The organism is Massilia niastensis DSM 21313, from assembly GCF_000382345.1.
Taxonomy (GTDB): Bacteria; Pseudomonadota; Gammaproteobacteria; order Burkholderiales; family Burkholderiaceae_D; genus Telluria; species Telluria niastensis.
Map to the genome: position 1 here is coordinate 1 of NZ_KB908094.1, position 20,439 is coordinate 20,439.

The following is a 20,439-nucleotide window of genomic DNA, read 5'->3' on the forward strand; positions in this document are numbered from 1 at the left end:
GCGCGGCCGAACAGGCAAAGTGCTCACCGAATAGCATCAGCTTCGTCTTCGCGCTGGCTGCGTTTCAGTACGAAATGACTCACGCAGCCGCCTTGCATGCACAGGGCAACTTACCAGGTGTACTTAAACGCATGCGCGAGAGGATGATTATCGAACTGAATGTGTATCGACCCGGCCGAAAGTTCGACCGGGTCACCAAAGCCAAACCGCAACGCTATCCAGAACGCCGACTCCGACGTCCGCCATCCCTAACTTAACGGCATTAGGGTCAGAGTCGAATTGTTTGACAACTTCCGAACGTTTCCCATTAATTTGACTCTGACCCTATTTATCTCGCGCGCAATTGCGCGGTAATTCGACTCTGACCCTAATTGTCTCGCGTATCAGTTCAGCTGGGCCATTGTTCAGGGTTGCGATTGGTCTCTTCAATATGCGAAGGGGCAGCGCCAAATAAAACGGGACCCGCCTGCAAAGGCGGGTCCCGCGGTCGGGTCAATCGGGGTCGTGGCGCTTATCCTGCTCGCACCTCACCCGTCTTGCCCGGAGGCTGAGCCTTGAACGAAGCGTCTCCCTCCTGCGCGCCGGCCGTGTTGGTCGGCAGGTCCTGGTCGAAGCGCTCCGCGCTGAAGTAGAAGGCGATGGCGCTCACCAGGCACAGGCCGCCGAAGAACAGCGCGACCAGGATCGGATCCGTGCCGCCCTGCAGGGCGAGCAGGCTGGAGGCGATCAGCGGCGCCGTGCCGGAACCGATGGTCGAGGCCAGCTGGAAGGTCACCGCGATGCCGCTGTAGCGCACGTCGGCTGCGAACTTCTCGCCCATCCAGGTATTGACCGCGCCGCCCATCATCGCCTGGACCAGCGGCAGCGCCAGGATCAGGGCCAGGATCAGGGCGCCGAGGCTGCCACTGTTCACCAGCACGAAGATCGGCCAGATCAGCACGGCGCCCAGCAGCGCACCCGTGATCATCAGCGGACGCCGGCCGTAGCGGTCGGACATCGCGCCGAACACCGGCATCGTGAAGATGTGCAGCAGGTTCGCCACCGTCATGGCCAGCAGCGAGTCGGTGCGGCTGTGGCCGACGGTCACCGCGTAATTCAGCAGGAAGGCGGCCGCGAAGGTGGCGAAGGCCAGCGGGGCCAGGCCGCCGATCACGCCGGACAGCACTTGCAGGGGGTTGTGGCGGAACACGGTCACCACCGGCAGCACGCTGCGCTTTTCGCCCGACGCCGCGCGTTTCTTGCGCGCCTCCTCGAACTCCGGCGTCTCGTCCAGGTTCATCCTGATCACCAGGCCGAGCACCACCAGCAGCGCGCTCAGCAGGAACGGCACGCGCCAGCCCCAGGCCAGGAATTCCTCGTTCGGCAGCTTGGAGAACAGCATCATCACCAGGGTGCCGAGCACCGCGCCGCTGGGCCCGCCCGAGGCCACGATCGATACCGCCAGGCCGCGTCCCTTGGGCTTGGCGTGCTCCATCGACATCAGGGTAGCCCCGCCCCATTCGCCGCCGATGGCGAAGCCCTGGACCAGGCGCAGCACGACCAGCAGGATGGGCGCCGCGATGCCGATCTGCTGGTAGGTGGGCAGCAGGCCGATCAGGACACTCGCCAGGCCCATCATCAGCAGGGTGATGATCAGGATGGTCTTGCGGCCCAGCTTGTCGCCGTAGTGTCCGAACACGACCGCGCCCAGCGGCCGTGCGAAATAGCCGAAGGCCAGGGTGGCGAACGCCGACAGCGTCGCCATCAGGGGTTCCATGGTCACGAAGAAGATGTGCGGGAAGACCAGGGCCGCGGCAACGCCGTAGAGCAGGAAATCGTAGTATTCGAGCGTCGTGCCAAGGTAGCTGGCAATGATGGCTTTGCGCCGGTTCTTGACCTGCGCAGTGGTGGTGGAGTAGTCAGCCATGTTGGTTTCGCATAGTTAGTTGATCAAATATCTTGAAGAAGACCGGCCTGGAGCTCCGCCGCCGGATGCCTCCCAGGCGCGGTCCGCATGCCGAAGTACGCGCGCGATGCAAGCCGCCCCTACCCCCGTTCCTGTTCCGGATCGCGAAAAATGGACGGAAGCTCCTTGAGATCCCCGAGCTTGCCCATCGGGGCGTGCATCTTCAGCATCGGCAGGTAATGGCGGATATACGCGAAGATCAGGATCACATTCATGTACAGGCACCATACCGCCATGTAGGTGCTGAAGATGCGCTCGTAGCGGACGTTGAGTGCAATCGAGTTATGGAACACCATGTACGAAACCGGCAAGGCGGCGGCCAGGGCGAGTGGCACGAAGATGTTGAACACCAGGCAGATGCCGACGATGAGTTCGACCGTCTTGACGAGGTCGAACAGGCCGACCTCGAGCAGCGACACCAGCATCACATTGGATGGGTGGAGGTTGCCCAGTGGCTGGGGAAAGATCGGCGGAAAGCCGAACAGCGGAAGCAGGTGGCTGGTGCCGCTCACGATCATCCACGCACCGAGCATGATGCGGAAGAAGATCAGTACCAGCTTGCCGATGAACCAGATATCGAGCTTGTTGGTGGTGGTGCCGATGGCCCTGGTGGAAATCGCCATGATTCTTGTCTCCAAATGATTGTTGTCTTGATGCGCGCTCAGGGCTTCAGCCCGAGGTCGACCTTCTTGTTCATGCTGCTGCTGTCGCAGGTCCCGCCGTTCAGCGACTGCGCAAGGGTCTTGCGCCAGGCTATGCGCCCGTTCCAGGTGCGGAACATGTCGACGACCTCGTGCGCAGGCTGGCCGCGGGTGGCCTCGACGCAATGGTGAACGACGACGTTCAGGCCTTCGGCCACGACCTGGCGTACCGTGGAAGTCAGCGGCCCGGAGTCGGCGCGGTAGACCGCCTGGGGCGTGAGGTCGATCGTCTTGGGGGTGTAGTACAGCTTGGCCGCTTCCGCGCCCTGGCCCTTGCCATAGGCGATGTCCATGTATCCGGAGACGACCTCGCGCGGCAGCTTGCCGACGCCCGGGCCCTTGTCTCCATACCAGCGTGGATTGAAATGCAGGTCTTGCGCCACATACGCCGTGAGCAGCAATCCCAGCGCGACCGAGATGCTGTTGAGTTTCTTATCGCTTATCACTTCAGTGTCTCCCAGTTATAGGTTTTGTAGTACATCGTGCCGGCGGCTGTTTCCCTGCCGGAAGCGCCCGATGTTGTTTGTTCATGCAGCCCCACCCCGGCCTGGTAGAGCCGGCGCAGGTCGTCCTTGTGCTTGCCGAAATACCGATCCCGCATCGGCTGCGTCAGCTCCCGCAGCCTGGTGCGTTCGGATGGTTCCAGCTCGTTGACCGCCATGCCACGGGCCACGAGGCTGGCGCGCGCCTGGCGCGCCTCGTCGCGCACGAGACTGCGCTGGAAGCGCCCGGCCTCGACGGCCGCCGCCTGCAGCACGGCGCGCTGCGCGGCTGTCAGCCTGCCCCAGGCCTCCGCATTCGCCACCAGGACCATGGCGCCATAGGAATGCCTGGTCACGCTCAGCGATGACTGCACTTCGTAGAGGCGCCCGGCCAGGATCTGGGAATAAAAATTATCCTGTCCCTCGACCTGCTTCGATGCCAGCGCCTCGTACACTTGCCCGAACGGCAGTGGGATGGGGTTGGCGCCCATCGCGCGAAACGCTTCGACAAACACCGGCTCGCCGATGACGCGGAAGTTCAGCCCGCGCAGGTCGCCGGCACGGCGGATCGGCCGGCCCGAGGTCGTGAGCTGGCGAAAACCGTTTTCCCACCATGCGAGGCCGACCAGGCCGCACTGGCCCATGCGCGCCAGCAGGGCGTGTCCGAAAGCGCCGTCGAGCAAGGCATCGGCCTGCCGTTCATCGCGCAGCAGGAACGGCAGGTCGAGCAGTTCGAATTCCCGGTTGAGCGCCGCCAGCCCGGTCGCGGCCACCAGCATCAGCGCCGGCGCATCGGCCCCGCCGGCCTGGAGCGCCGCGATCTGTTGCGCGGGAGATCCGGGCAGCGCATCGGTCCTGACCCTGACCCGCACCGCGCCCCCGCTGCCCGCCTGGACCAGGTCCGCGAACCTGCGCATGCCCTGGCGCACCGGATGATCCTCCGCCAGGTAAGCGCGATAGTCCGCGATGTCGAGCTGGCGCAGCGCCGGCTCTGCCGCCGCCGCAGGGCCGGCCGCCAGCGAGAACAGGCCGAGCACCGCGAGGGTGAGACGGGCCAGGCCCGGGAAGGAAGCGCCAGGGCTGGCGCGCCGCGATGGGCGCGCCTTCACGGCTGCGCATGGAAAGAGCGTGTCCAGCATGGGTGTTTCCGTGGTGTTGCGTCTGAAGATTAACATGTCCGGCCACCCTGCTTTCAATGCGATCGGTGAGATGCCTGCTGCTTTACACGATGGCCATGGCGGCATTCAGGGCCGACACGTCCGCTTCCGCTTCCAGGTTCTGGATCCGTTGCACGAGACGCGTGGCCTGCCCGCGTTTCATGCCCGCCGCGTCGGTACACTCCAGCACCTTCTTCTTGTACTCGTCCGCGCTCATCGGGTTGTTCGGATCGCCCTTGGCGTATTTCACCTGCCTGGCGTAGGTCCTGCCGCGCGCCCTGATTTCCAGGCGCACGAATCCGGGCCCGCCGTCGGGGCGCACCAGGCTCCTGTCTTCCACCGTCACCATGCGCCTGGCGAGCGCCCGCAGGTCCGCCCTCTGCAATGCTTCCGGAGAGAAGTGACGCAGCCCGACTTCCCGGTCCTGGATCGCCACCGCCACCATCCATGGATTGCTGAACTGGGCCTCGACGATGGTCCTGGGATTCTGCTTTTTCTCCAGCGGCGCACCGAGCAGCATCATCTCGGCGGGCGGGCTGTAGATCGTCACCCCTTCCACATCCGCGGGCCGGATATTGTTGGCGTTGACGAGCTCCAGGATGCCATCGATGGCGACATGCCCTCCCCGGCAGCAGGGATAGGGCTTGGGTGCGATATCGACGCCGGCGAAGCTGCTTCCCAGGCCGCCCAGCAATGCTTCTTTCGAGTACTTGCCACCGTGGTATTGCTTGAACAAGCCCTTGACGCCTTCGAGGACATGGTAGGAACCGAACACGCCATGTTTGGCCAGGCGCGCCGACATCACGCCGCCATAGGCGGCGAAGCCGGCGCCCAGGCGCTTGGCATGGGTGCCGTCGATGCTCGCCTGCGCATTGCCCGACAACTGGTGGTAAGCCAGCCCGACCGCGGCCACCATCTGCTCGCGCGTCAGCCCCATCAGGCGTCCCGCCACCAGCGCGGCGGCGAGGTAGCCATACATGGGTGTCGGATCCCAGCCGACGATGAAGGGCGACACGCCCGGCGAGCCGGCGCGCGACAGGCGGCAGGCGGCATCGGTGCCGGTCGCCACCGCGGCAATCAGCTCCTTGCCGTCGACCCCGCCCACGTAGTCCGCCACCGCCAGGGCCACCGGGACGGTGACGCACGAGGCATGCAGCAGCGAAGGCTCGTAGGTGTCGTCGTACTCGAGGGCGGCGGCCATGGAGGCGTTCAGGCGGGCGGCCTTTTCCGCCGGCAGGCGGATGTTGGTGCCGAGGATGAAGCTTTCCGGCTTGCCGCCCGTCTCCCTGCTCCAGGCATGGAGCTGCTTGATGCCATCCGCACCCAGCGCCGGCAGCGCGACCGCCACCGTGTCCAGGATCTGGATCCTGGTGGCCGTGGCCACTTCCGCGGGCAGGGCCTCGTAGCGGGTATTCAGGCAATAATCGACCAGGGTATGGATGGCGTCGGGGACCTGCTGGCCCGCCTCCGCCGGCCTGGCGGGGTCGTTGCTGGCCCATGCCCAGCTGGCACTGCCTGCCCAGCCCGAGGCGAGCAATCCCGACAACTGTACAAATTTCCTGCGGCTCGTTTGCATGATCGTCTCCTTTGTTATCGTGTTCGCTGCCCGCAAGGCGGCGCGATCAGTCTTTCTTCTTCGCGTCGCGGATCATCATGTAGATGAGACCGATCCACGAGCCGGCGAAGGCGACCAGGTCATAGTTGCGGATCGGCCGGAACTGCGTGTAGAACAGACCCGTCGAACCGATATACGCCGCCGCCGTCAGGAGGAGACACACTGCCACGGCAATCCATTTGCTCTTGTCCATTAATACACCTCGCTATTGAGTTTGATATCCCGTGCGCTCTTCCTGTCGGCGATGCGTTCGCCGATCTCCGGCTTGTAGGCCATCGGGCCGTCCCACAGCCACAGCGGTTCCAGCTTCGGCTTGATCGCGGCGTACATCCATCCGCTGTAGGCCAGCAGCAGGACGCCGTTCATGAACAATTCCTGGGGCCCGGTGAAGAGCTGGCGCGGCATGGCCACGATGAAGGTATTCAGCCAGAAGATGTTCACCGTGGCGGGGAATTCCAGGATCAGGCCCAGCAGCGTGAAGCGGTTGAAGAAGATCATCGCCCCCGTGACGATTTCCAGGTACTTGATCAGCTGGTACAGGTAGATGTTGGCGTTCGCCTGCACCCATTCGCCGCCGACGCCGGGAATCTCGGGAACGTATCCGGTCACCGCATAGCGGATACCGGAAAACAGCAGGTGCGCGCCGAAGTACAGCCGCAGCCAGTGGACGATGTAATACCAGGGCGATCTGTTGGTCATTTCACTACTCCTTGATAGGGAAGATTCGCATTCCCGACGCTTCGGTGCAGCGCCGGGCAACAACAACGACAAGCACGGGCTTGTCAGAAACGCCAGGTAGCGCCGACGGTGAACCCCTCGACGGTATCCCCTGCCAGGGGCTTGGGACTCTGGAACACCGGCCAGCTGGCGGCAAGGCCTTGCGACAGGTGGGTGTAGGCCGCCATCAGCATCAGCCTGCGGCTGACGTCGTAGGTGTAGGCCACGCCGTAGCTGCGCGCATCGCGATCGGGCGTACCGCTGTCGTAGCGGCCCCAGGTCATGCGTACGCTGCCGCGCGCGCTCACCGGGATCACCGCGCCGAGCAGCTTGACCGTCTCGGTCCTGCCATTCAGGACGCTTCCGGTCGCGCCCAGGGTCTGGTCGGTCAGGTCGCGCCGGATATAGGTGAGATAGGGCTGGATCGGGCCGGCGACGAACTTGGCGCCGATCGCCGCTTCCGCGACCGAATCGGTCGGCCTGGCCGCTCCCGATCCGGGCGTGCTGCCCGCCTTGACGAAGAGCGCGCCGATCTGGAACGGCCCGGCCAGGTAATCGAGTCCCGCTTCCAGGACCTTGGGCTGGGTCAGCGAGCCCTCGTTCAGGCTGTACGAGACCTCGGCCTGGACGCCGCCGATCCGCGGCGAGGTGTAGTTGACGGTATTCTCCGAGCGGAAGGTCGGGTTGATCAGGAATCCGGTCGACACGCCGGTTCCCGAAGCGGTTCCGGGAGCCGCGCTTCCCAGGGTGGACAGGACGCCCCACGCATCCATTGCCGGCAACAGCATCGGATCGTAGGTAGGGAAGAAGTTATAGGTCGGACCTTGCAGGCGGCCCAGCTTGAGCGCGCCGAATGACTTGTGCCCCATCTCGACATAGACCTGGCGGCTCCAGACCCGATTCGGGTTGCCGTTGGTGGAACTCGAGGTGCCCGCATCCAGGTTGACGCCGGCCTCGAGGCGGGCGTTGACTCTCCAGCCCTGGCCCAGGTCTTCAGTCGCGAGGAAGCCGATCCTCGAGCCGGAACCGCCCGCATGCATGGCGGTCTTGGTTGCGTCCGAGGTCCGGTAACGCGCAACGGCGATATCGGCAACGCCATACACCCTCACACTGCTGGCCTGGGCGGCCGGGGGCGCTGCGGGGGGCTGGGCCATCGAAACAGCCGAGGCGGACAAGGCTGTGATACCCGCGATGAACTTCTTCATAGTGTCTCCATTTTCGTTCATTATATTTACCAAAACTCAGTTCTGGAAGTTATGTTCTAGAATTCTCGCCATAGCCGTGAAAGTATGCAACGTGGAAGCCTGCATGCCTGCTATACGTTTTTTGCATGAGTTGCCAAGGGCGAAACAAGGCTCACGCATGCCGGCAGCACGGAAAATCCGGGCGCGCCGGGGCCTCGCCCGCGGCGGCCCGGAAAAACATGGATGAAAGATGCGGCCGCATCGGCGGCCGGCGCTGCGCGGCGGGCAACCAGTCCAGTGACTGGTTGCTCGCCTGGCTTGGCATCAGGCGACGGCGCTGTCCCGCTGCTTCAGCATGTCGAGCGCGACATCGACGATCATGTCTTCCTGTCCGCCCACCATGCGCCGCTTGCCCAGTTCGACCAGGATGTCGAACGCCGGCAAGCCATACCGGGCCGCCGCCGCTTCCGCGTGCCGCAGGAAGCTCGAATACACGCCCGCATAGCCCAGCGCCAGGGTCTCGCGGTCCACCCGCACCGGGCGCTCCTGGAGCGGCCGCACGATCTCCTCCGCCGCATCGATGAGCTTCTTGACATCGCAGCCATGGTTCAGGCCCATGCGGTCGGCCGCCGCGATGAACACCTCGAGCGGCGCGTTGCCGGCGCCGGCGCCCATGCCGGTCAGGCTGGCGTCGATGCGGTCGCAGCCATGCTCCAGCGCCACCAGCGAATTGGCCACGCCCAGGCTCAGGTTATGGTGGGCATGCATGCCGGTCTGGGTCTCGGGCTTCAGGGTGTCCTTGAAGGCCTTGAAGCGCTCCGCGATGTCATGCATGTTCATCGCCCCGCCCGAGTCCACCACGTACACGCACTGCGCGCCGTAGCTTTCCATCAGCCTGGCCTGCTGCGCCAGTCCGGCCGGGGTGTTCATGTGGCTCATCATGAGGAAGCCCACCGTGTCCATGCCCAGTTCGCGCGCATGCTCGATGTGCTGCCTGGAGATGTCGGCTTCGGTGCAGTGGGTGGCCACCCGCACCACGCGGGCGCCGGCATCGTAGGCGTTCCTCAGGTCGTGGATGGTCGCGATGCCCGGCAACAGCAGGGTCGCCACCTTGGCATGCCTGAGCGTGCCGGCCACCGCCTCGATCCACTCCAGGTCGGTGTGCGCGCCGAAGCCGTAGTTGAAGCTCGAACCCTGCAGCCCGTCGCCGTGCGCCACTTCGATCGAGTCGACCTTCGCCTCGTCGAGCGCCCGGGCAATGTCGATCGCCTGCTGCAGCGAGTACTGGTGGCGCACCGCATGCATGCCGTCACGCAGGGTGACGTCCGAAACATAAATTTTCTTACCTTGGTCAAACATGATGTTTCCTTCGTCGTTCGTCAGGCCGCCACCGGAGCGGCGGCGGTCATGCTGGCGGCAATGCGTTCGGCGCTGGCGAGGGCCGCGCTGGTCATGATGTCGAGATTGCCCGCGTAGGCCGGCAGGTAGTGCGCCGCGCCCTCCACCTCGAGGAAGATCGACACCTTCAGGCCGGCCTGGCGGCCGATGCCCGGCAGGTTCAGCGCGCGCTCCGGCCCGAAGCGCTCGAACTGCACGTCCTGCTTGAGGCGGTAGCCGGGCACATAGGCGGCGACCTCCGCGGCCATGGCGCGCACCGAGGCGCGGATCGCGTCCTGGTCGGCGTCCAGCGCCGCCAGGCAGTACACGGTATCGCGCATCATCAGCGGCGGCTCGGCGGGATTGAGGATGATGATCGCCTTGCCGTGCTGCGCACCGCCGACCTCGACGATCGCGCGCGAGGTGGTTTCGGTGAATTCATCGATGTTGGCGCGCGTCCCCGGGCCGGCCGACTTGCTGGCGATCGATGCCACGATCTCGGCGTAGCGCACCGGCGCGACCCTGGCCACCGCGGCGACCATCGGGATGGTGGCCTGGCCGCCGCAGGTGACCATGTTGAGGTTGGGTGCGTCGACGTGGGCCGCGCCATTCACCACCGGAACGCAGTAGGGTCCGATGGCGGCGGGCGTCAGGTCGATCATGCGCAGCGACGGCTTCAGGCGGCGCAGGAAGGCGTCGTTCTTCACGTGGGCGCCGGCGGAGGTGGCGTCGAACACGATGTCGATCTCGTCGAAGCCCGGAATGCGCGCCAGGCCTTCCACACCCTCGTGGGTGGTCGGCACGCCCATGCGCGCCGCGCGGGCCAGGCCGTCCGAGGCCGGGTCGATCCCGACCATGGCGCCCATCTCGAGGTGCTTGCCGTTCCTCAGGATCTTGATCATCAGGTCGGTGCCGATGTTGCCGGAGCCGATGATGGCGACCCGTTTCTTCATGTCTTGCTTCATGGTGAAGTCCTTTTCAGTTTCCGAATACGGCCCGCACTTCGCCCAGGCCCTCGATGCGGGCCACGAAGCGGTCGCCCGGCGCCACCGCCGCCATCGGGCCCAGCGCCCCGGTCAGCAGCACTTCGCCGGCGCGCAGCGGCGTGCCGACCCGCACCATCATGTCGGCCAGCCAGACCGCCGCATTCAGCGGATTGGCCAGGCAGGCGGCGCCGCTGCCGGTCGAGACTTCCTCGCCGCGCCGTTCCATGCTCATCGCACAGTTCACCAGGTCGAGGCGGCCAAGGCGCACCGGCGTCGATCCCAGCACGAACAGGCCGCTGGAGGCGTTGTCGGCGACGGTGTCGAGCAGCTTGATGTTCCAGTTCCCGATGCGGCTGCCGACCACCTCGATCGCCGGCAGCGCATAGGCCGTGGCCGAGATGATGTCGGCGAAGGTGTGGCGCTCGTGCGTGAGGTCGCGTTCCAGCACCAGGGCGATTTCCGCCTCCACCTTGGGCTGCAGGGTGCGCGCCAGCGGGATCTCGGCGCCGTCGCCGAAGGCCATGTCGGCCAGCAGCATGCCGAAGTCGGGCGAGTCCACGCCCAGCTGCTGCTGCACCGCGACCGAGGTCAGGCCGATCTTGCGCCCCACGGCGCGCGCCCCGGCGTCGAGGCGGCGCCGCACATTGTGCTGCTGGACCGCGTAGGCGGCGGCCACCGGATCGCCGCCGGCGGCGGCGTCGAGGATGCGCTCGCGCAGCGGCGCGCAGGGCGCCCCGTGCTGCTCCGCCTCCCACAGCAGGTCGGCGATCTGCTTGATATGTTGTTGGTTCATTGTCTGGTTCTTTCCTGGATGTCAGAGTGGTGTCAGCCGAGCCCGAACTCGCGCCGGATCGCTTCGTCGTGCTCGCCGAGCACCGGCGCCGGACGGGTGCTGGGCCCGCGTTCGCCATTGATGGTGACCGGCCGGTGGATGCCGACCAGCCTGCCGTGTTCCGGATGCTCGATCTCGTAGAAGGTCTGCGACAGCATCACCTGGGGGTCGACCATGACCTCGGGCACGGTATGGACCGGGGAGAACGGCACATCGGTCTCGGCCAGGCGCCGGCACCACTCCGCGCGGGTCCGGGTGCGGAAGGTGTTCGACGCTTCCTGGGCCAGGGCCGCATAGTTGCGGGTGCGCAGCTCGGGGGTCAGGAAGCGCTCGTCCGCCAGCAGGTCCGGCCGCTCGATCGCCGCGGCGAAGGCCTGCCAGAATTTTTCCACCGACGACAGGTGGACCGTCACCAGGCGGTCGTCGGCGCACGGGAACGCATGGGACTGCGAGATCGCCACCCGGGTCTGCGGCTGCGGGACGACGCCGAGCCGGGTGAACTGCGCGAAGCCTTCGGGCGAGAAGGCGATCGAGGCCTCGAGCATGTTGACCTCGACGCGCGCCCCCTCCCCGCTGCCGGTGCGCTTCACCAGCGCGCCCAGGATGCCGTAGCAGGCGTACATGCCGGTGACGTTGTCGGAAATGGTGGGTCCGGACATCGACGGCTGCGCGGGGTCGAGCATCAGGCTGGCCAGCCCGCTCAGCCCCAGCGCCACGGCGTCGTAGCAGGGCCGGTCGCGGTAAGGGCCTTCGGCGCCGAAGCCGGTGATGGAACACCAGACCAGGCGCGGATTGAGCTCCTTGAGCACCGATTCGGTCAGGCCCAGGCGCGCCATCACGCCGGGGCGATAGTTCTCGAGCAGGACGTCGGCCCGGGCCAGCAGTGCCAGCAGGTCGGCCTTGCCGGCCTCGCCCTGCAGGTCGAGCTGGATGCTTTCCTTGTTGCGGTTGTAGGACGAGAAGTGCGGGCTGTACAGCTTGCCCGCGTGGCGGCGGAACGGATCGCCGCCGGCCGGATGCTCGACCTTGATGACGCGGGCGCCAAGGTCGGCGAGCATCATGCCCGCCAGGGGCGCGGTCAGGACCGTGCCGAGTTCGATGACCAACATGCCTTCGAGGGCGTCTTTCATGCGTGGCTCCAGGTGGTCAGCTGTAATGTTTCAGGATCTGGCGCGCCATGGTGGTGCGCAGCACTTCGGTCGGGCCTTCGGTGATGCGGTAGCTGCGCAGGTCGCGCCAGAAGCGCTCGATCGGCGTATCCTCGGTCAGCCCCATCCCGCCATGCAGCTGCATGCAGGTGTCGACGACCCGGAAACCCGCTTCCACGGCAAAGGTCTTGATCATGAAGGTTTCGAGGCGCGCCTCGTGGCCGGCATCGGTCTTGCGCGCCGCGTCGTAGACCATCATGCGGCTGGCGTACAGCTCGGTGAAGGCGTCGGCGATCATCCATTGCACGCCCTGGCGCGCGGACAGCAGCTCGCCGAAGGTCTTGCGCTGGTTGACGTATTCCGCCGTCAGCCCCAGGCAGCGCTCCATCGCCCCGCAGGCGTGCGCGCCCTGGCGCACCCGGCCGTAGTTGATGTAGCCCTGGGCCAGCGCGAAGCCGCGCCCCTCCTCGCCCACCAGGTTGGCCAGCGGGACCTCGACGTCCTCGAAGCTGATCTCGCAGGGCGAGTCGCCCATCAGGGTCTTCTCCGAGGTCGCCAGGGTCACGCCGGGAGCGTCCATGTCGACGATGAAGCAGGAAATGCCGCCGCGCGCGCCCTTCTCCGGATCGGTGACCGCCATGACGATGGCGAAGTCCGCCAGCGCCGCCCGCGTGATGAAGCGCTTGACGCCGTTCAGGCGGTAGCCGCCGGCGCTGCGTGCGGCGCGCATGCGCATCGCGGAAGGATCGGAACCGGCATCCGGCTCGGTCTGGGCAAAGCAGGAGCGCTTGCTCCCTTCGAGCACCGGGACCAGGTACCGGGCGCGCTGGCTCGCGTCCAGGCCGAGCAGGATCGGGCCGACCATGGGCCCGAACAGGCCGTGGTCGCGCACCCAGGAAGCGACGGTGCTGCGCCCGACCTCTTCCCAGAACACGGCCAGGGCCAGCAGCGGCAAGCCCTGGCCGCCGAATTCCTCGGGCACGTCCATCAGCCAGAAGCCGGCGCGGCGGGCGCGCTCGCGCAGGCTGTCCGCCTGTTCCGGCGCGAGCATGCCGTTCGGCCCGAGGGAGTGTTCGAGCGGAATCAGCTCGCGTTCGACGAAGCGGCGGATGGAGTCGCGAAACTGCAGCAACTCCTCGGAAAGCGATTCATGGGGGATCAGGTCGAGCATATCGGATAGGTAGACGAAGTGGGGAAAAGGAGCCGGCGCGGCCGGCTCCCTGGACACGGCTCAGGCCACGGCTTCCTGGCCCGGCTGCTTCGGCAGCGGCGCCGCGTCGTTCTGCGAGCGCCAGGTCTTGGTCCGCTGGCCGGTGGTCTGCAGCTCGAGTTCGCGCCAGAACAGCTTGCGCAGGGTGACGATGCCGAGGTCGGAACGGCCGAGGATCTCGTCCTCGCGCGCGGTGATGCGCGCCTGGCCGCGGATCGACAGGTAATCCTGGGCGGCGGTCAGGCCGACGAAGGTGTCTTCCGGGTTGTCCCAGGTGCGCGAGCCGAACAGTTCGTCGTGGTGCTCGGCCGGATCGTACTTGCCATACTTGGCGAAATACTCCCTGAAGCGGATGCGCGACGCGTCGCTGGCCCCCGGCTGCTGGCCGTAGATCATGAAGCGGGTGGTGTTCATCTCGTCGTTCGGGATCATCCACACGTAGACGTCGATCCATGGATCGTCCGGCGTCAGGCCCGGCACGGTGATGTGGTTATTGTTCGGGAAGGTCCAGTCGCTGACCCGCACGTTGGTGGCCGAGCGGCGCGCGGTCTGGCGGATGCCCGAGGAAGTCTCCTCGTAGGACAGGTCGGGGATGGCGCCGGTCACGGCCTGGCCGAACGGGCCGACCGTCAGCGCCTGGTGCACGAAGCTGACATGCACGGCGTCGAGCGAGTTTTCCACCTGCTGGAACCAGTTGTTGTCCCAGCGTTCGCGGCCGTTGGCGACCAGGACGCCCTCGCGCTCCAGCGGCAGCTTGCGCGGCAGGTCGAATTCCGGCGCCTCGCCCTCGCCCATCCAGGCGAACACCAGGCCCATGTACTCCCTGACCGGATAGGCCGGGATCCGGGTGCGCGGCATGCCGGTATTGGCTTCGGCCGGACGCTGCACGCACTCGCCCTTGCCGTTGAATTGCCAGCCGTGGTAGATGCAGCGGATCTCCTCGCCATCGATCCAGCCGGTATGCAGCAAGGTGCGGCGGTGCGCGCAGCGCCCGCCCACCAGGTGCAGCGCGCCGCTGTCGCCGCGGTACAGGGTCAGTTCCTCGCCCATGATCAGCAGCGGGATGGCGCCGCTGGCCGGGACACTCTCCGCCAGCGCCACCGGCTGCCAGAAGTTGCGCAGCAGGCGCCCCATCGGCGAGCACTTGTTGCACTCGGTGAGCAGTTTGAACTGGTTGGCGCGCTCGTCGCGCCGCTGGTCCTGGATGATGTTCATGCTTGTGTCTCCGTAAGATGGGGGGGCGGCGCTCAGGTCGGGTCGCCAAGAAGGTCGGTCAGGTATTCCTGCTCTTCGCCGTAGCGCGTCACCCTGGTCGCCTTCGCGTAGTCGCGGATGTCGATGGGGTCGTGCTTGCCGGGGGTCCAGGTCGGATACTTGTGGCGCAGGCCCGCATCGACCGGCAGGTCGGCCCCGGTCATGCAGGACGATTCGTCGGAAGCCAGGAACACGGTGGCCCAGGCCATGTCGGCGGCGCGCGGGAAGCGGCGCAAGGGAAGCTGGTCCAGGTACTCCTGGCGCGAATAGAATCCGCTGCGTTCCGGCTTCACCCAGCCGGGATCGAACATCTCGTCGCGCATCGTGGTCCAGAGCTGGTGCTCCATCGAGCACGGCGTCACGGTGTTGACGCGGATGCCGGTGTGGGCCAGGTCCATCGCCGCCGAGCGGGCGAAGTTCAGCAGCGCCGCCTTGGCTGCGCAGTAGGCCGCGCCATCGGCCTCGCCGAAGTGGGCGGCGGTCGACAGCAGGTGGATGATGCTGCCGCGGGCGCCGCAGGCCAGCATGGCGCGCGCGCAGTGCTGGGTGGTGAGCAGGCCCGCGGTGGCGAAGCTGCCGACCGAGTCATTCCAGTCGTCGAGCTGCATGCCCAGCACGTCGGCCCAGTGGACCCGGCCCGCCATGTTGACCGCGATATCGAGGCGTCCGTATTTTTCGACGGTCTGCCAGACGATGCGCTTGACGTCGTCGTCGTTGCGCGCGTCGCCGGCCAGGCTCATCGCTTCCCATCCGCGCTGGCGGATGAATTCGGCCGTCTCCCGGGCGGCTTCTTCCCTCACGTCGGACACGCACACCCTGGCGCCTTCGCGCGCCAGGAAGTGGGCGATGGTGCCGCCGATGTTCGGGCCCGCGCCGAATACGATGGCTACTTTGTCTTTTAATCTGTCCATGGTCTCTTTCTCGGCCGGTCGGTCGACCAGTCCTTCTTGGCTATCAACGTTGAGCATTGTTAGCCGCGGCGCATGGCCGAACAAGGCGATTACCTTCACACCTACTATGCGCAAATTGCATGAATCGGCTCCCGGCGAGCGGCCTGGCGACAGCGCCGCGATATTTTCTTGAATTTAAATTCTAGAGCGCTATAATCACCAACGACACCGGCCTGCCGCGGGATTTCAGTGCGGCGGAACAAGAATCACTACTTGAGAGACAGCGAAGGACATATGGAAGCCCACTCCCCAGCAAGGCAATTTGACAGCGCCCGCTTCCGCGAGGTGCTCGGGAGCTACCCGACAGGCGTAGCCATCGTGACCGCCATGGACGAAGATGGCCTGCCGACCGGCATGGTCATCGGCTCCTTCACCTCGGTGTCGCTGGATCCGCCGCTGATCGCCTACCTGCCGATGAAGACCTCGCGCACCTTCGCGCGCCTGCGCACGTCCAGCACCTTCTGCGTGAACATCCTGGCGGCCGACCAGGAACCGATCTGCCAGCATTTCGCTTCCGCGGCCGAGGACAAGTTCGCCGGGCTGGCATGGCATCCCAGCCCGGAGGGCAACCCGGTGCTGGACGGCGCCGTGGCATGGATCGACTGCGACTATGCGAGCGTGACCGAAGCCGGCGACCACTACCTGGTGCTGGGCGGCGTGCTGGACATGCGGCTGGAAAGGGATACCGCGCCCCTGCTCTTCTTCCAGCGCGGCTACGGCCGCTTCTCCCCGGGGCCGCTGGTCGCGGCCGCCGAGCGCGAGACCATCGAGGCGGTCCGGCTGGCCGAGATCGGACGCGACGACATGGAAGCCGTTGCGGCCGAGCTGAATGCCGAATGCAGCATCGTGGCGGCGGTAGGCGGCGATGTCGTCTACGTCGCGGTGGAAAACCGCTCGCCCCACTGGCGGCTGCGCAGCCGCCTCGGCTTCCGGGTGCCCTGCGCGCCCCCTCTGGGTACGCTGTTCGTCGGCACGCCTGGCGCGCCCACCGACACGGAATGGCTGAAACGCCTGGGCCGCCCCGACCAGGAGACCGTCGACCGTTCGCTCGCGCAGCTGGAACGCGTGCGCAGCCGCGGATGGTCGATCTCGCTGCTCGGCACGGACGACGCCGACAGCCTGGAGGAAGTGGTCGCGCTGTATTCCAATCCGCACAGGACGCCCGCCCAGGAGCGGCGCCTGCTGGCGGCCGCCAAGGAGCGGGCGAACCTGCATGAACCCGAGGACCTGCGTGAGGACGCGGCCTACGACGTGCTGCACCTGTCGGTACCGGTGAATAGCCTGTCCGGCGAAGTTCCGCTCGTCCTCAGGCTCGGCGCCCTGCCGCGCGGGGCGGACCTGCGCCAGATCCGGCAGTGGGTGCAGCGCCTGGAGCAGGCGGCCGTCAGCCTCGAAAGGAAGATCGGGGCGCGTCCGGACCGGCTGCGCGCCTGAGGACAGTTCCGATGCCGACATCCCGCCACGATTGCTGAGACAGAATGGAAATTACCCAGATCCGCCATTTCGTGCGCATCGCCGAAACCGGCAGTTATATCAAGGCTGCCGACCTGCTCGACATCGGCCAATCGACCTTGAGCAGGCAGGTGCGCGCCCTCGAGGTCGAGCTGCGCGCCAGCCTGTTCTATCGCCACGGCCGCGGTGTCCTGCTGACCGAGGCCGGCAAGAAGTTTCTCGAGTATGCACGGGGGGTGCTGCACCTGATGGATTCGGCGACGATCGCCTTGCGCGACTCGGAAGCGGCGTATTCGGGCCAGCTGGTCATCGGCATGGCGCCCAGCATCGGACGGGCCTGCATCCCGATGCTGTTGCCGAAACTGGGGGAGCTGTATCCGCGTGCGGCGATCAGCGTGGTGGAAGGCCTGTCCGGCGCGCTGTATGACGCGGTGCTGCTGGGCCAGATGGATATGGCGCTCGTGTACAACCCGGCGGCTTCGCCGAACATCAAGATCACGCCGATCGTCACCGAACCCCTGTACCTGATCGGTCCCGAGCCGGTCGGCGCCGACCATGAGTGCGTCCCCCTGAGCACGCTGGCCGAACTGCCGCTGATCCTGCCTCATGGGAATCACTCGGTGCGGGTCGCCGTCGAATCGGCCGCCGCGCGCCTGGGCCTGGGCGTGAATGTCACGCTGCAGGTCGATGCATCCTACTCGACCATGGAACTGGTGGCGCAGGGCATGGGATACTCGATCATGCCGCGCTTCATGGAACGGGGCGCGCGCCTGCCCGAGCTGTCGTGGCAGATGATCACGGAACCCAGGCTGGACACCACGATGTGCATGGTGCTGTCGGGCCAGCAGCCGGGCAATCCGCTGGTTGCGGCGGCGGCCGAGGTAGTCCGTGCCAGCCTGAGCGAGCTGCTGGTCCGATAGCCGGTCCAGCCCGCTCGTCCTCGCCGCGGTGGCGGTCCGGACGAGCGGGCTGCGTGTCGACGCCTAGCTGGCGTCGGGCTGCAGGGCCGGGGCGGCCGTGGCGAAGGCCTCGATGTCGGCGCAGGCGCGGTCCACGGCGGCGACCAGCGGCCAGCGCGACATGTCCACCTTGAAGCGGCGCGCGCTTTCCACTTGCGGCGCCAGGTAGACATCCGCCAGGGTCGGCGCATCGCCGTAGCAGAAGCGCCCGCGCGCCGGATCGGCCGCCAGCAGCGCTTCCAGGGCGTCGAAGCCGGCGCCGATCCAGGTGGCGCTCCAGGCCTCGATCGCCGCGTCGTCGCAGCCGAACTGCGCGCGCAGGTACTCCAGCACCCGGCGATTGTTGAGCGGATGGATATCGCAGCCGACCAGGGCGGCCAGGGCACGCACCCGCGCGCGCCCGTCCGGATCCCGCGGCAGCAGCGCCGGCGTGGGGTAGCGTTCTTCGAGCCACTCGATGATCGCGGGCGTCTGCAGCAGGATCTTGCCGTCCTGCTCCAGCGCCGGCACCAGGCCCTGCGGATTGATCTTCCGGTACGCGGCGCCGGCATGTTCTTCGGTACGCAGGTCGACCGGAATATAGCGGTAGTCCAGTCCCTTCAGCTTGAGGGCGATGCGCAGGCGGTGCGAGGTGCCGCTGCGGAAGAAGTTATGGAGTTTCATGCCTGCTCCTGCCCCGCTCAGGCGGCCGGCCCGATGTCCAGGGCGATGCTGCCCACGCCCTCGACGCTGCCCTCGATGCGGTCGCCCGCCACCACCGCGCCCACGCCTTCCGGCGTGCCGGTGAAGATCAGGTCGCCGGGCTGCAGGTGGTAGAACCGGGACAGGTCGGCGATCACTTCGCGGATATCCCAGATCAGCATGCCGATGTCGGACTTCTGGCGCACTTCGCCGTTCACGCGCAGCTCGATCGCCCCCTTCCCGATGACCTCGCCGACCATCGGCACGATCTCCGACACCACCGAGGACTGCTCCACATCCTTGCCCAGGTCCCAGGGCTTGCTGGTCTTGCGCGCCACCAGCTGCAGGTCGCGGCGGGTCATGTCCAGGCCGCAGGCGTAGCCATAGATGGCGGCGGCGGCGTCGGCCTCGGTCGCACGGAAGCACGGTGCGCCGATGGCGACCACCAGTTCCATCTCGTGATGGTAGTCCGCGGTTTCAGGCGGATAGGCGACGGTGCTGCCTGATTCCACCAGGGTGTGCGGCGACTTGGTGAAATAGAACGGACGGGAAGTGGCCTTGTCCACCGGGATGCCCATTTCCTCGGCGTGCGCATGGTAGTTGCGCCCCACGAAGAACAGGCGATTGATCGGCAGGCGTACGTCGCTGCCGCGCACTGGCAGCGACTGGATGGCGGGAGGAGTCCAGAGATAGCGGATGTCGTTCATGATGGTTCCAGTAGGGTAGTAAAGGGGTCGTTCAGTTCCGTACTTCGTAGACGCCGAGCTTGCGATGCAGTGGCGACTCGTCCGCGATGAAGAGGAAGGCCGGCTGGTCGGCCGAGGTGTTGCGTAGCACCACCTTGCTGAAGCCGGGGACGCAGCAGGTATCGGCCTCCTCCAGCGTGAAGGCCGCGTCGTCCGCCGCGACCCGGGCCGCGCCCTCGATCAGGTGGAACACCATCGCCGGCGAGCGCGCCGGCAGCGGCAGCGACTGGCCCGGGCGCAGCATCAGGGCGTAGTAGCCGAGGATGTTCTGTGTATCCTCGCCGGTCTCGGGGTTCACATAGCTGACCTGCACGGCTTCCAGGCCGGGCTGCGCGGCGGCCAGGCTCTCCAGCGCGGCGCGGGTGTCGCTCCAGGCGTAGCGCAGCATCGGATAGCGCTTGGCGGAGCGCTCGAACAGCGGCGACGGCAGCACGCCGCCGCCCTGGCGGAACGCGGCCCGGCCCAGGTCGGCCCGCACTTCCTGGCGCGGGCCGTCGACGTGGTAGGACGCTTCCATGTAGTAGACCAGGGGCAGGTCCAGCACGTCGAGCCAGACCACCGGCTGGTCGCCGTCGTGGCCGTGCTCGTGCCAGAGGCCGGTCGGCGTCAGGATCAGGTCGCCGCGGCGCATCGGGCATTTCTCGCCATCCACCGTCGTGTAGGCGCCCTCGCCTTCGACGATCATGCGCACCGCGTTCGGGGTATGCCGGTGCGCGGGCGCCCACTCGCCCGGCAGCAGCAATTGCATGCCGAGGTAGATGGCGGCGCTGGCCTGCATCTTTTCCAGTCCGTGGCCCGGGTTGGCCAGCACCAGCACGCGCCGCTCGGCCTTCTCGATCGGGGTCAGCTCGCCCGCCTTGAGCAGCAGCGGCTTGATCGCCGAGTACGACCAGCGGGTGGCGCGGGTGCGCGGGATCGGCTTCCCGGGCGGCAGCACGGCGCGCAGGCTGGGCCACAGCGGCACCAGGTTCTGCTCGCTCAGAGCGTCGCAATATTCAAGGGGCAGATCTTCAAGTCGGCCTAGTTCCTGCATGTCCTCGTCT

The 20,439-nt window shown here is 66.6% G+C and carries 20 protein-coding genes and 1 pseudogene; 3 read left to right on the plus strand and 18 right to left on the minus strand.

Annotated features, from left to right (window positions below):
• Positions 1-257 (plus strand): annotated as a pseudogene (locus tag H162_RS34975) (IS4 family transposase); the annotation flags it as partial.
• A gap of 254 nt (positions 258-511) precedes the next feature.
• On the opposite strand, the gene H162_RS0112640 reads toward H162_RS34975, so the two are convergent.
• The 15 genes from H162_RS0112640 to H162_RS0112710 form a co-directional block, all read right to left on the minus strand.
• Positions 512-1,906 carry an MFS transporter gene (locus H162_RS0112640; protein WP_020653837.1) on the minus strand — a complete coding sequence of 465 codons (1,395 nt, stop codon included), beginning with the start codon at positions 1,904-1,906 and terminating at the stop codon, positions 512-514.
• A 119-nt stretch (positions 1,907-2,025) separates the two neighbouring features.
• Complete coding sequence (locus tag H162_RS0112645) at positions 2,026-2,568, minus strand: hypothetical protein (RefSeq protein WP_020653838.1); 543 nt, start codon at positions 2,566-2,568, stop codon at positions 2,026-2,028.
• 38 nt (positions 2,569-2,606) lie between these two features.
• Positions 2,607-3,092, minus strand: a complete 486-nt coding sequence (locus tag H162_RS0112650; RefSeq protein ID WP_020653839.1) for a hypothetical protein — start codon at positions 3,090-3,092, stop codon at positions 2,607-2,609.
• Entirely contained in the window at positions 3,089-4,267 is a 1,179-nt protein-coding gene (locus H162_RS30710; protein WP_020653840.1) for a DctP family TRAP transporter solute-binding subunit, read from the minus strand. Before H162_RS30710 ends, H162_RS0112650 begins: the two co-directional genes overlap by 4 nt.
• 82 nt (positions 4,268-4,349) lie before the next feature.
• Entirely contained in the window at positions 4,350-5,861 is a 1,512-nt protein-coding gene (locus tag H162_RS0112660) for an MmgE/PrpD family protein (RefSeq protein ID WP_084677000.1), read from the minus strand.
• Between the two features lie 46 nt (positions 5,862-5,907).
• Positions 5,908-6,093: a hypothetical protein gene (locus H162_RS0112665; RefSeq protein ID WP_020653842.1), complete on the minus strand. Its 186-nt coding sequence runs from the start codon at positions 6,091-6,093 to the stop codon at positions 5,908-5,910.
• A complete protein-coding gene (locus tag H162_RS0112670; protein WP_020653843.1) occupies positions 6,093-6,599 on the minus strand; it encodes a hypothetical protein in 507 nt (168 codons plus the stop codon). The genes H162_RS0112665 and H162_RS0112670 overlap by 1 nt, the downstream gene beginning before the upstream one ends.
• Before the next feature lie 83 nt (positions 6,600-6,682).
• Positions 6,683-7,822, minus strand: coding sequence for a porin (locus H162_RS0112675; RefSeq protein ID WP_020653844.1), 1,140 nt, complete (start codon positions 7,820-7,822; stop codon positions 6,683-6,685).
• Positions 7,823-8,125: 303 nt separating this feature from the next.
• The gene (dmpG, locus tag H162_RS0112680; protein WP_020653845.1) at positions 8,126-9,160 is read right to left on the minus strand and encodes a 4-hydroxy-2-oxovalerate aldolase; all 1,035 of its coding nucleotides are present in this window, start codon (positions 9,158-9,160) and stop codon (positions 8,126-8,128) included.
• Positions 9,161-9,180: 20 nt separating this feature from the next.
• Complete coding sequence (locus H162_RS0112685) at positions 9,181-10,143, minus strand: acetaldehyde dehydrogenase (acetylating) (RefSeq protein WP_020653846.1); 963 nt, start codon at positions 10,141-10,143, stop codon at positions 9,181-9,183.
• 13 nt (positions 10,144-10,156) lie between these two features.
• Entirely contained in the window at positions 10,157-10,957 is an 801-nt protein-coding gene (locus H162_RS0112690) for a fumarylacetoacetate hydrolase family protein (RefSeq protein ID WP_020653847.1), read from the minus strand.
• A gap of 32 nt (positions 10,958-10,989) precedes the next feature.
• On the minus strand, positions 10,990-12,126 hold the full coding sequence (locus H162_RS0112695) for a CaiB/BaiF CoA transferase family protein (protein WP_020653848.1): 1,137 nt from the start codon (positions 12,124-12,126) through the stop codon (positions 10,990-10,992).
• Positions 12,127-12,142: 16 nt separating this feature from the next.
• Positions 12,143-13,315, minus strand: a complete 1,173-nt coding sequence (locus tag H162_RS0112700) for an acyl-CoA dehydrogenase family protein (RefSeq protein WP_020653849.1) — start codon at positions 13,313-13,315, stop codon at positions 12,143-12,145.
• 60 nt (positions 13,316-13,375) lie between these two features.
• Entirely contained in the window at positions 13,376-14,569 is a 1,194-nt protein-coding gene (locus H162_RS0112705; RefSeq protein ID WP_020653850.1) for a Rieske 2Fe-2S domain-containing protein, read from the minus strand.
• A gap of 32 nt (positions 14,570-14,601) precedes the next feature.
• Positions 14,602-15,519 carry an SDR family NAD(P)-dependent oxidoreductase gene (locus H162_RS0112710; RefSeq protein ID WP_020653851.1) on the minus strand — a complete coding sequence of 306 codons (918 nt, stop codon included), beginning with the start codon at positions 15,517-15,519 and terminating at the stop codon, positions 14,602-14,604.
• Positions 15,520-15,792: 273 nt separating this feature from the next.
• On the opposite strand from H162_RS0112710, the gene H162_RS30715 reads away from it, so the two are divergent.
• Both H162_RS30715 and H162_RS0112720 read left to right on the plus strand, forming a co-directional pair.
• The gene (locus H162_RS30715) at positions 15,793-16,992 is read left to right on the plus strand and encodes a flavin reductase (RefSeq protein ID WP_040787257.1); all 1,200 of its coding nucleotides are present in this window, start codon (positions 15,793-15,795) and stop codon (positions 16,990-16,992) included.
• A gap of 44 nt (positions 16,993-17,036) precedes the next feature.
• The gene (locus H162_RS0112720) at positions 17,037-17,930 is read left to right on the plus strand and encodes a LysR family transcriptional regulator (RefSeq protein ID WP_020653853.1); all 894 of its coding nucleotides are present in this window, start codon (positions 17,037-17,039) and stop codon (positions 17,928-17,930) included.
• Between the two features lie 63 nt (positions 17,931-17,993).
• On the opposite strand, the gene maiA is transcribed toward H162_RS0112720, so the two are convergent.
• From maiA to H162_RS0112735, 3 genes are read right to left on the minus strand one after another with little or no spacing between them, the layout of a single operon-like run.
• Positions 17,994-18,632, minus strand: a complete 639-nt coding sequence (gene maiA, locus H162_RS0112725; RefSeq protein ID WP_020653854.1) for a maleylacetoacetate isomerase — start codon at positions 18,630-18,632, stop codon at positions 17,994-17,996.
• Positions 18,633-18,649: 17 nt separating this feature from the next.
• Positions 18,650-19,357, minus strand: coding sequence for a fumarylacetoacetate hydrolase family protein (locus tag H162_RS0112730; protein ID WP_020653855.1), 708 nt, complete (start codon positions 19,355-19,357; stop codon positions 18,650-18,652).
• 31 nt (positions 19,358-19,388) lie between these two features.
• On the minus strand, positions 19,389-20,429 hold the full coding sequence (locus tag H162_RS0112735; RefSeq protein WP_026354572.1) for a cupin domain-containing protein: 1,041 nt from the start codon (positions 20,427-20,429) through the stop codon (positions 19,389-19,391).
• Positions 20,430-20,439 lie beyond the last annotated feature (10 nt).

Excerpts from the sequence above, each read along its gene's own strand:
- H162_RS0112640 (WP_020653837.1), bottom strand. The coding sequence starts at position 1,906 with ATGGCTGACTACTCCACCACCACTGCGCAGGTCAAGAACCGGCGCAAA.
- H162_RS0112645 (WP_020653838.1), bottom strand. The coding sequence starts at position 2,568 with ATGGCGATTTCCACCAGGGCCATCGGCACCACCACCAACAAGCTCGAT.
- H162_RS30710 (WP_020653840.1), bottom strand. The coding sequence starts at position 4,267 with ATGCTGGACACGCTCTTTCCATGCGCAGCCGTGAAGGCGCGCCCATCG.
- H162_RS0112660 (WP_084677000.1), bottom strand. The coding sequence starts at position 5,861 with ATGCAAACGAGCCGCAGGAAATTTGTACAGTTGTCGGGATTGCTCGCC.
- H162_RS0112665 (WP_020653842.1), bottom strand. The coding sequence starts at position 6,093 with ATGGACAAGAGCAAATGGATTGCCGTGGCAGTGTGTCTCCTCCTGACG.
- H162_RS0112670 (WP_020653843.1), bottom strand. The coding sequence starts at position 6,599 with ATGACCAACAGATCGCCCTGGTATTACATCGTCCACTGGCTGCGGCTG.
- H162_RS0112675 (WP_020653844.1), bottom strand. The coding sequence starts at position 7,822 with ATGAAGAAGTTCATCGCGGGTATCACAGCCTTGTCCGCCTCGGCTGTT.
- dmpG (WP_020653845.1), bottom strand. The coding sequence starts at position 9,160 with ATGTTTGACCAAGGTAAGAAAATTTATGTTTCGGACGTCACCCTGCGT.
- H162_RS0112685 (WP_020653846.1), bottom strand. The coding sequence starts at position 10,143 with ATGAAGCAAGACATGAAGAAACGGGTCGCCATCATCGGCTCCGGCAAC.
- H162_RS0112690 (WP_020653847.1), bottom strand. The coding sequence starts at position 10,957 with ATGAACCAACAACATATCAAGCAGATCGCCGACCTGCTGTGGGAGGCG.
- H162_RS0112695 (WP_020653848.1), bottom strand. The coding sequence starts at position 12,126 with ATGAAAGACGCCCTCGAAGGCATGTTGGTCATCGAACTCGGCACGGTC.
- H162_RS0112700 (WP_020653849.1), bottom strand. The coding sequence starts at position 13,315 with ATGCTCGACCTGATCCCCCATGAATCGCTTTCCGAGGAGTTGCTGCAG.
- H162_RS0112705 (WP_020653850.1), bottom strand. The coding sequence starts at position 14,569 with ATGAACATCATCCAGGACCAGCGGCGCGACGAGCGCGCCAACCAGTTC.
- H162_RS0112710 (WP_020653851.1), bottom strand. The coding sequence starts at position 15,519 with ATGGACAGATTAAAAGACAAAGTAGCCATCGTATTCGGCGCGGGCCCG.
- H162_RS30715 (WP_040787257.1), top strand. The coding sequence starts at position 15,793 with ATGGAAGCCCACTCCCCAGCAAGGCAATTTGACAGCGCCCGCTTCCGC.
- H162_RS0112720 (WP_020653853.1), top strand. The coding sequence starts at position 17,037 with ATGGAAATTACCCAGATCCGCCATTTCGTGCGCATCGCCGAAACCGGC.
- maiA (WP_020653854.1), bottom strand. The coding sequence starts at position 18,632 with ATGAAACTCCATAACTTCTTCCGCAGCGGCACCTCGCACCGCCTGCGC.
- H162_RS0112730 (WP_020653855.1), bottom strand. The coding sequence starts at position 19,357 with ATGAACGACATCCGCTATCTCTGGACTCCTCCCGCCATCCAGTCGCTG.
- H162_RS0112735 (WP_026354572.1), bottom strand. The coding sequence starts at position 20,429 with ATGCAGGAACTAGGCCGACTTGAAGATCTGCCCCTTGAATATTGCGAC.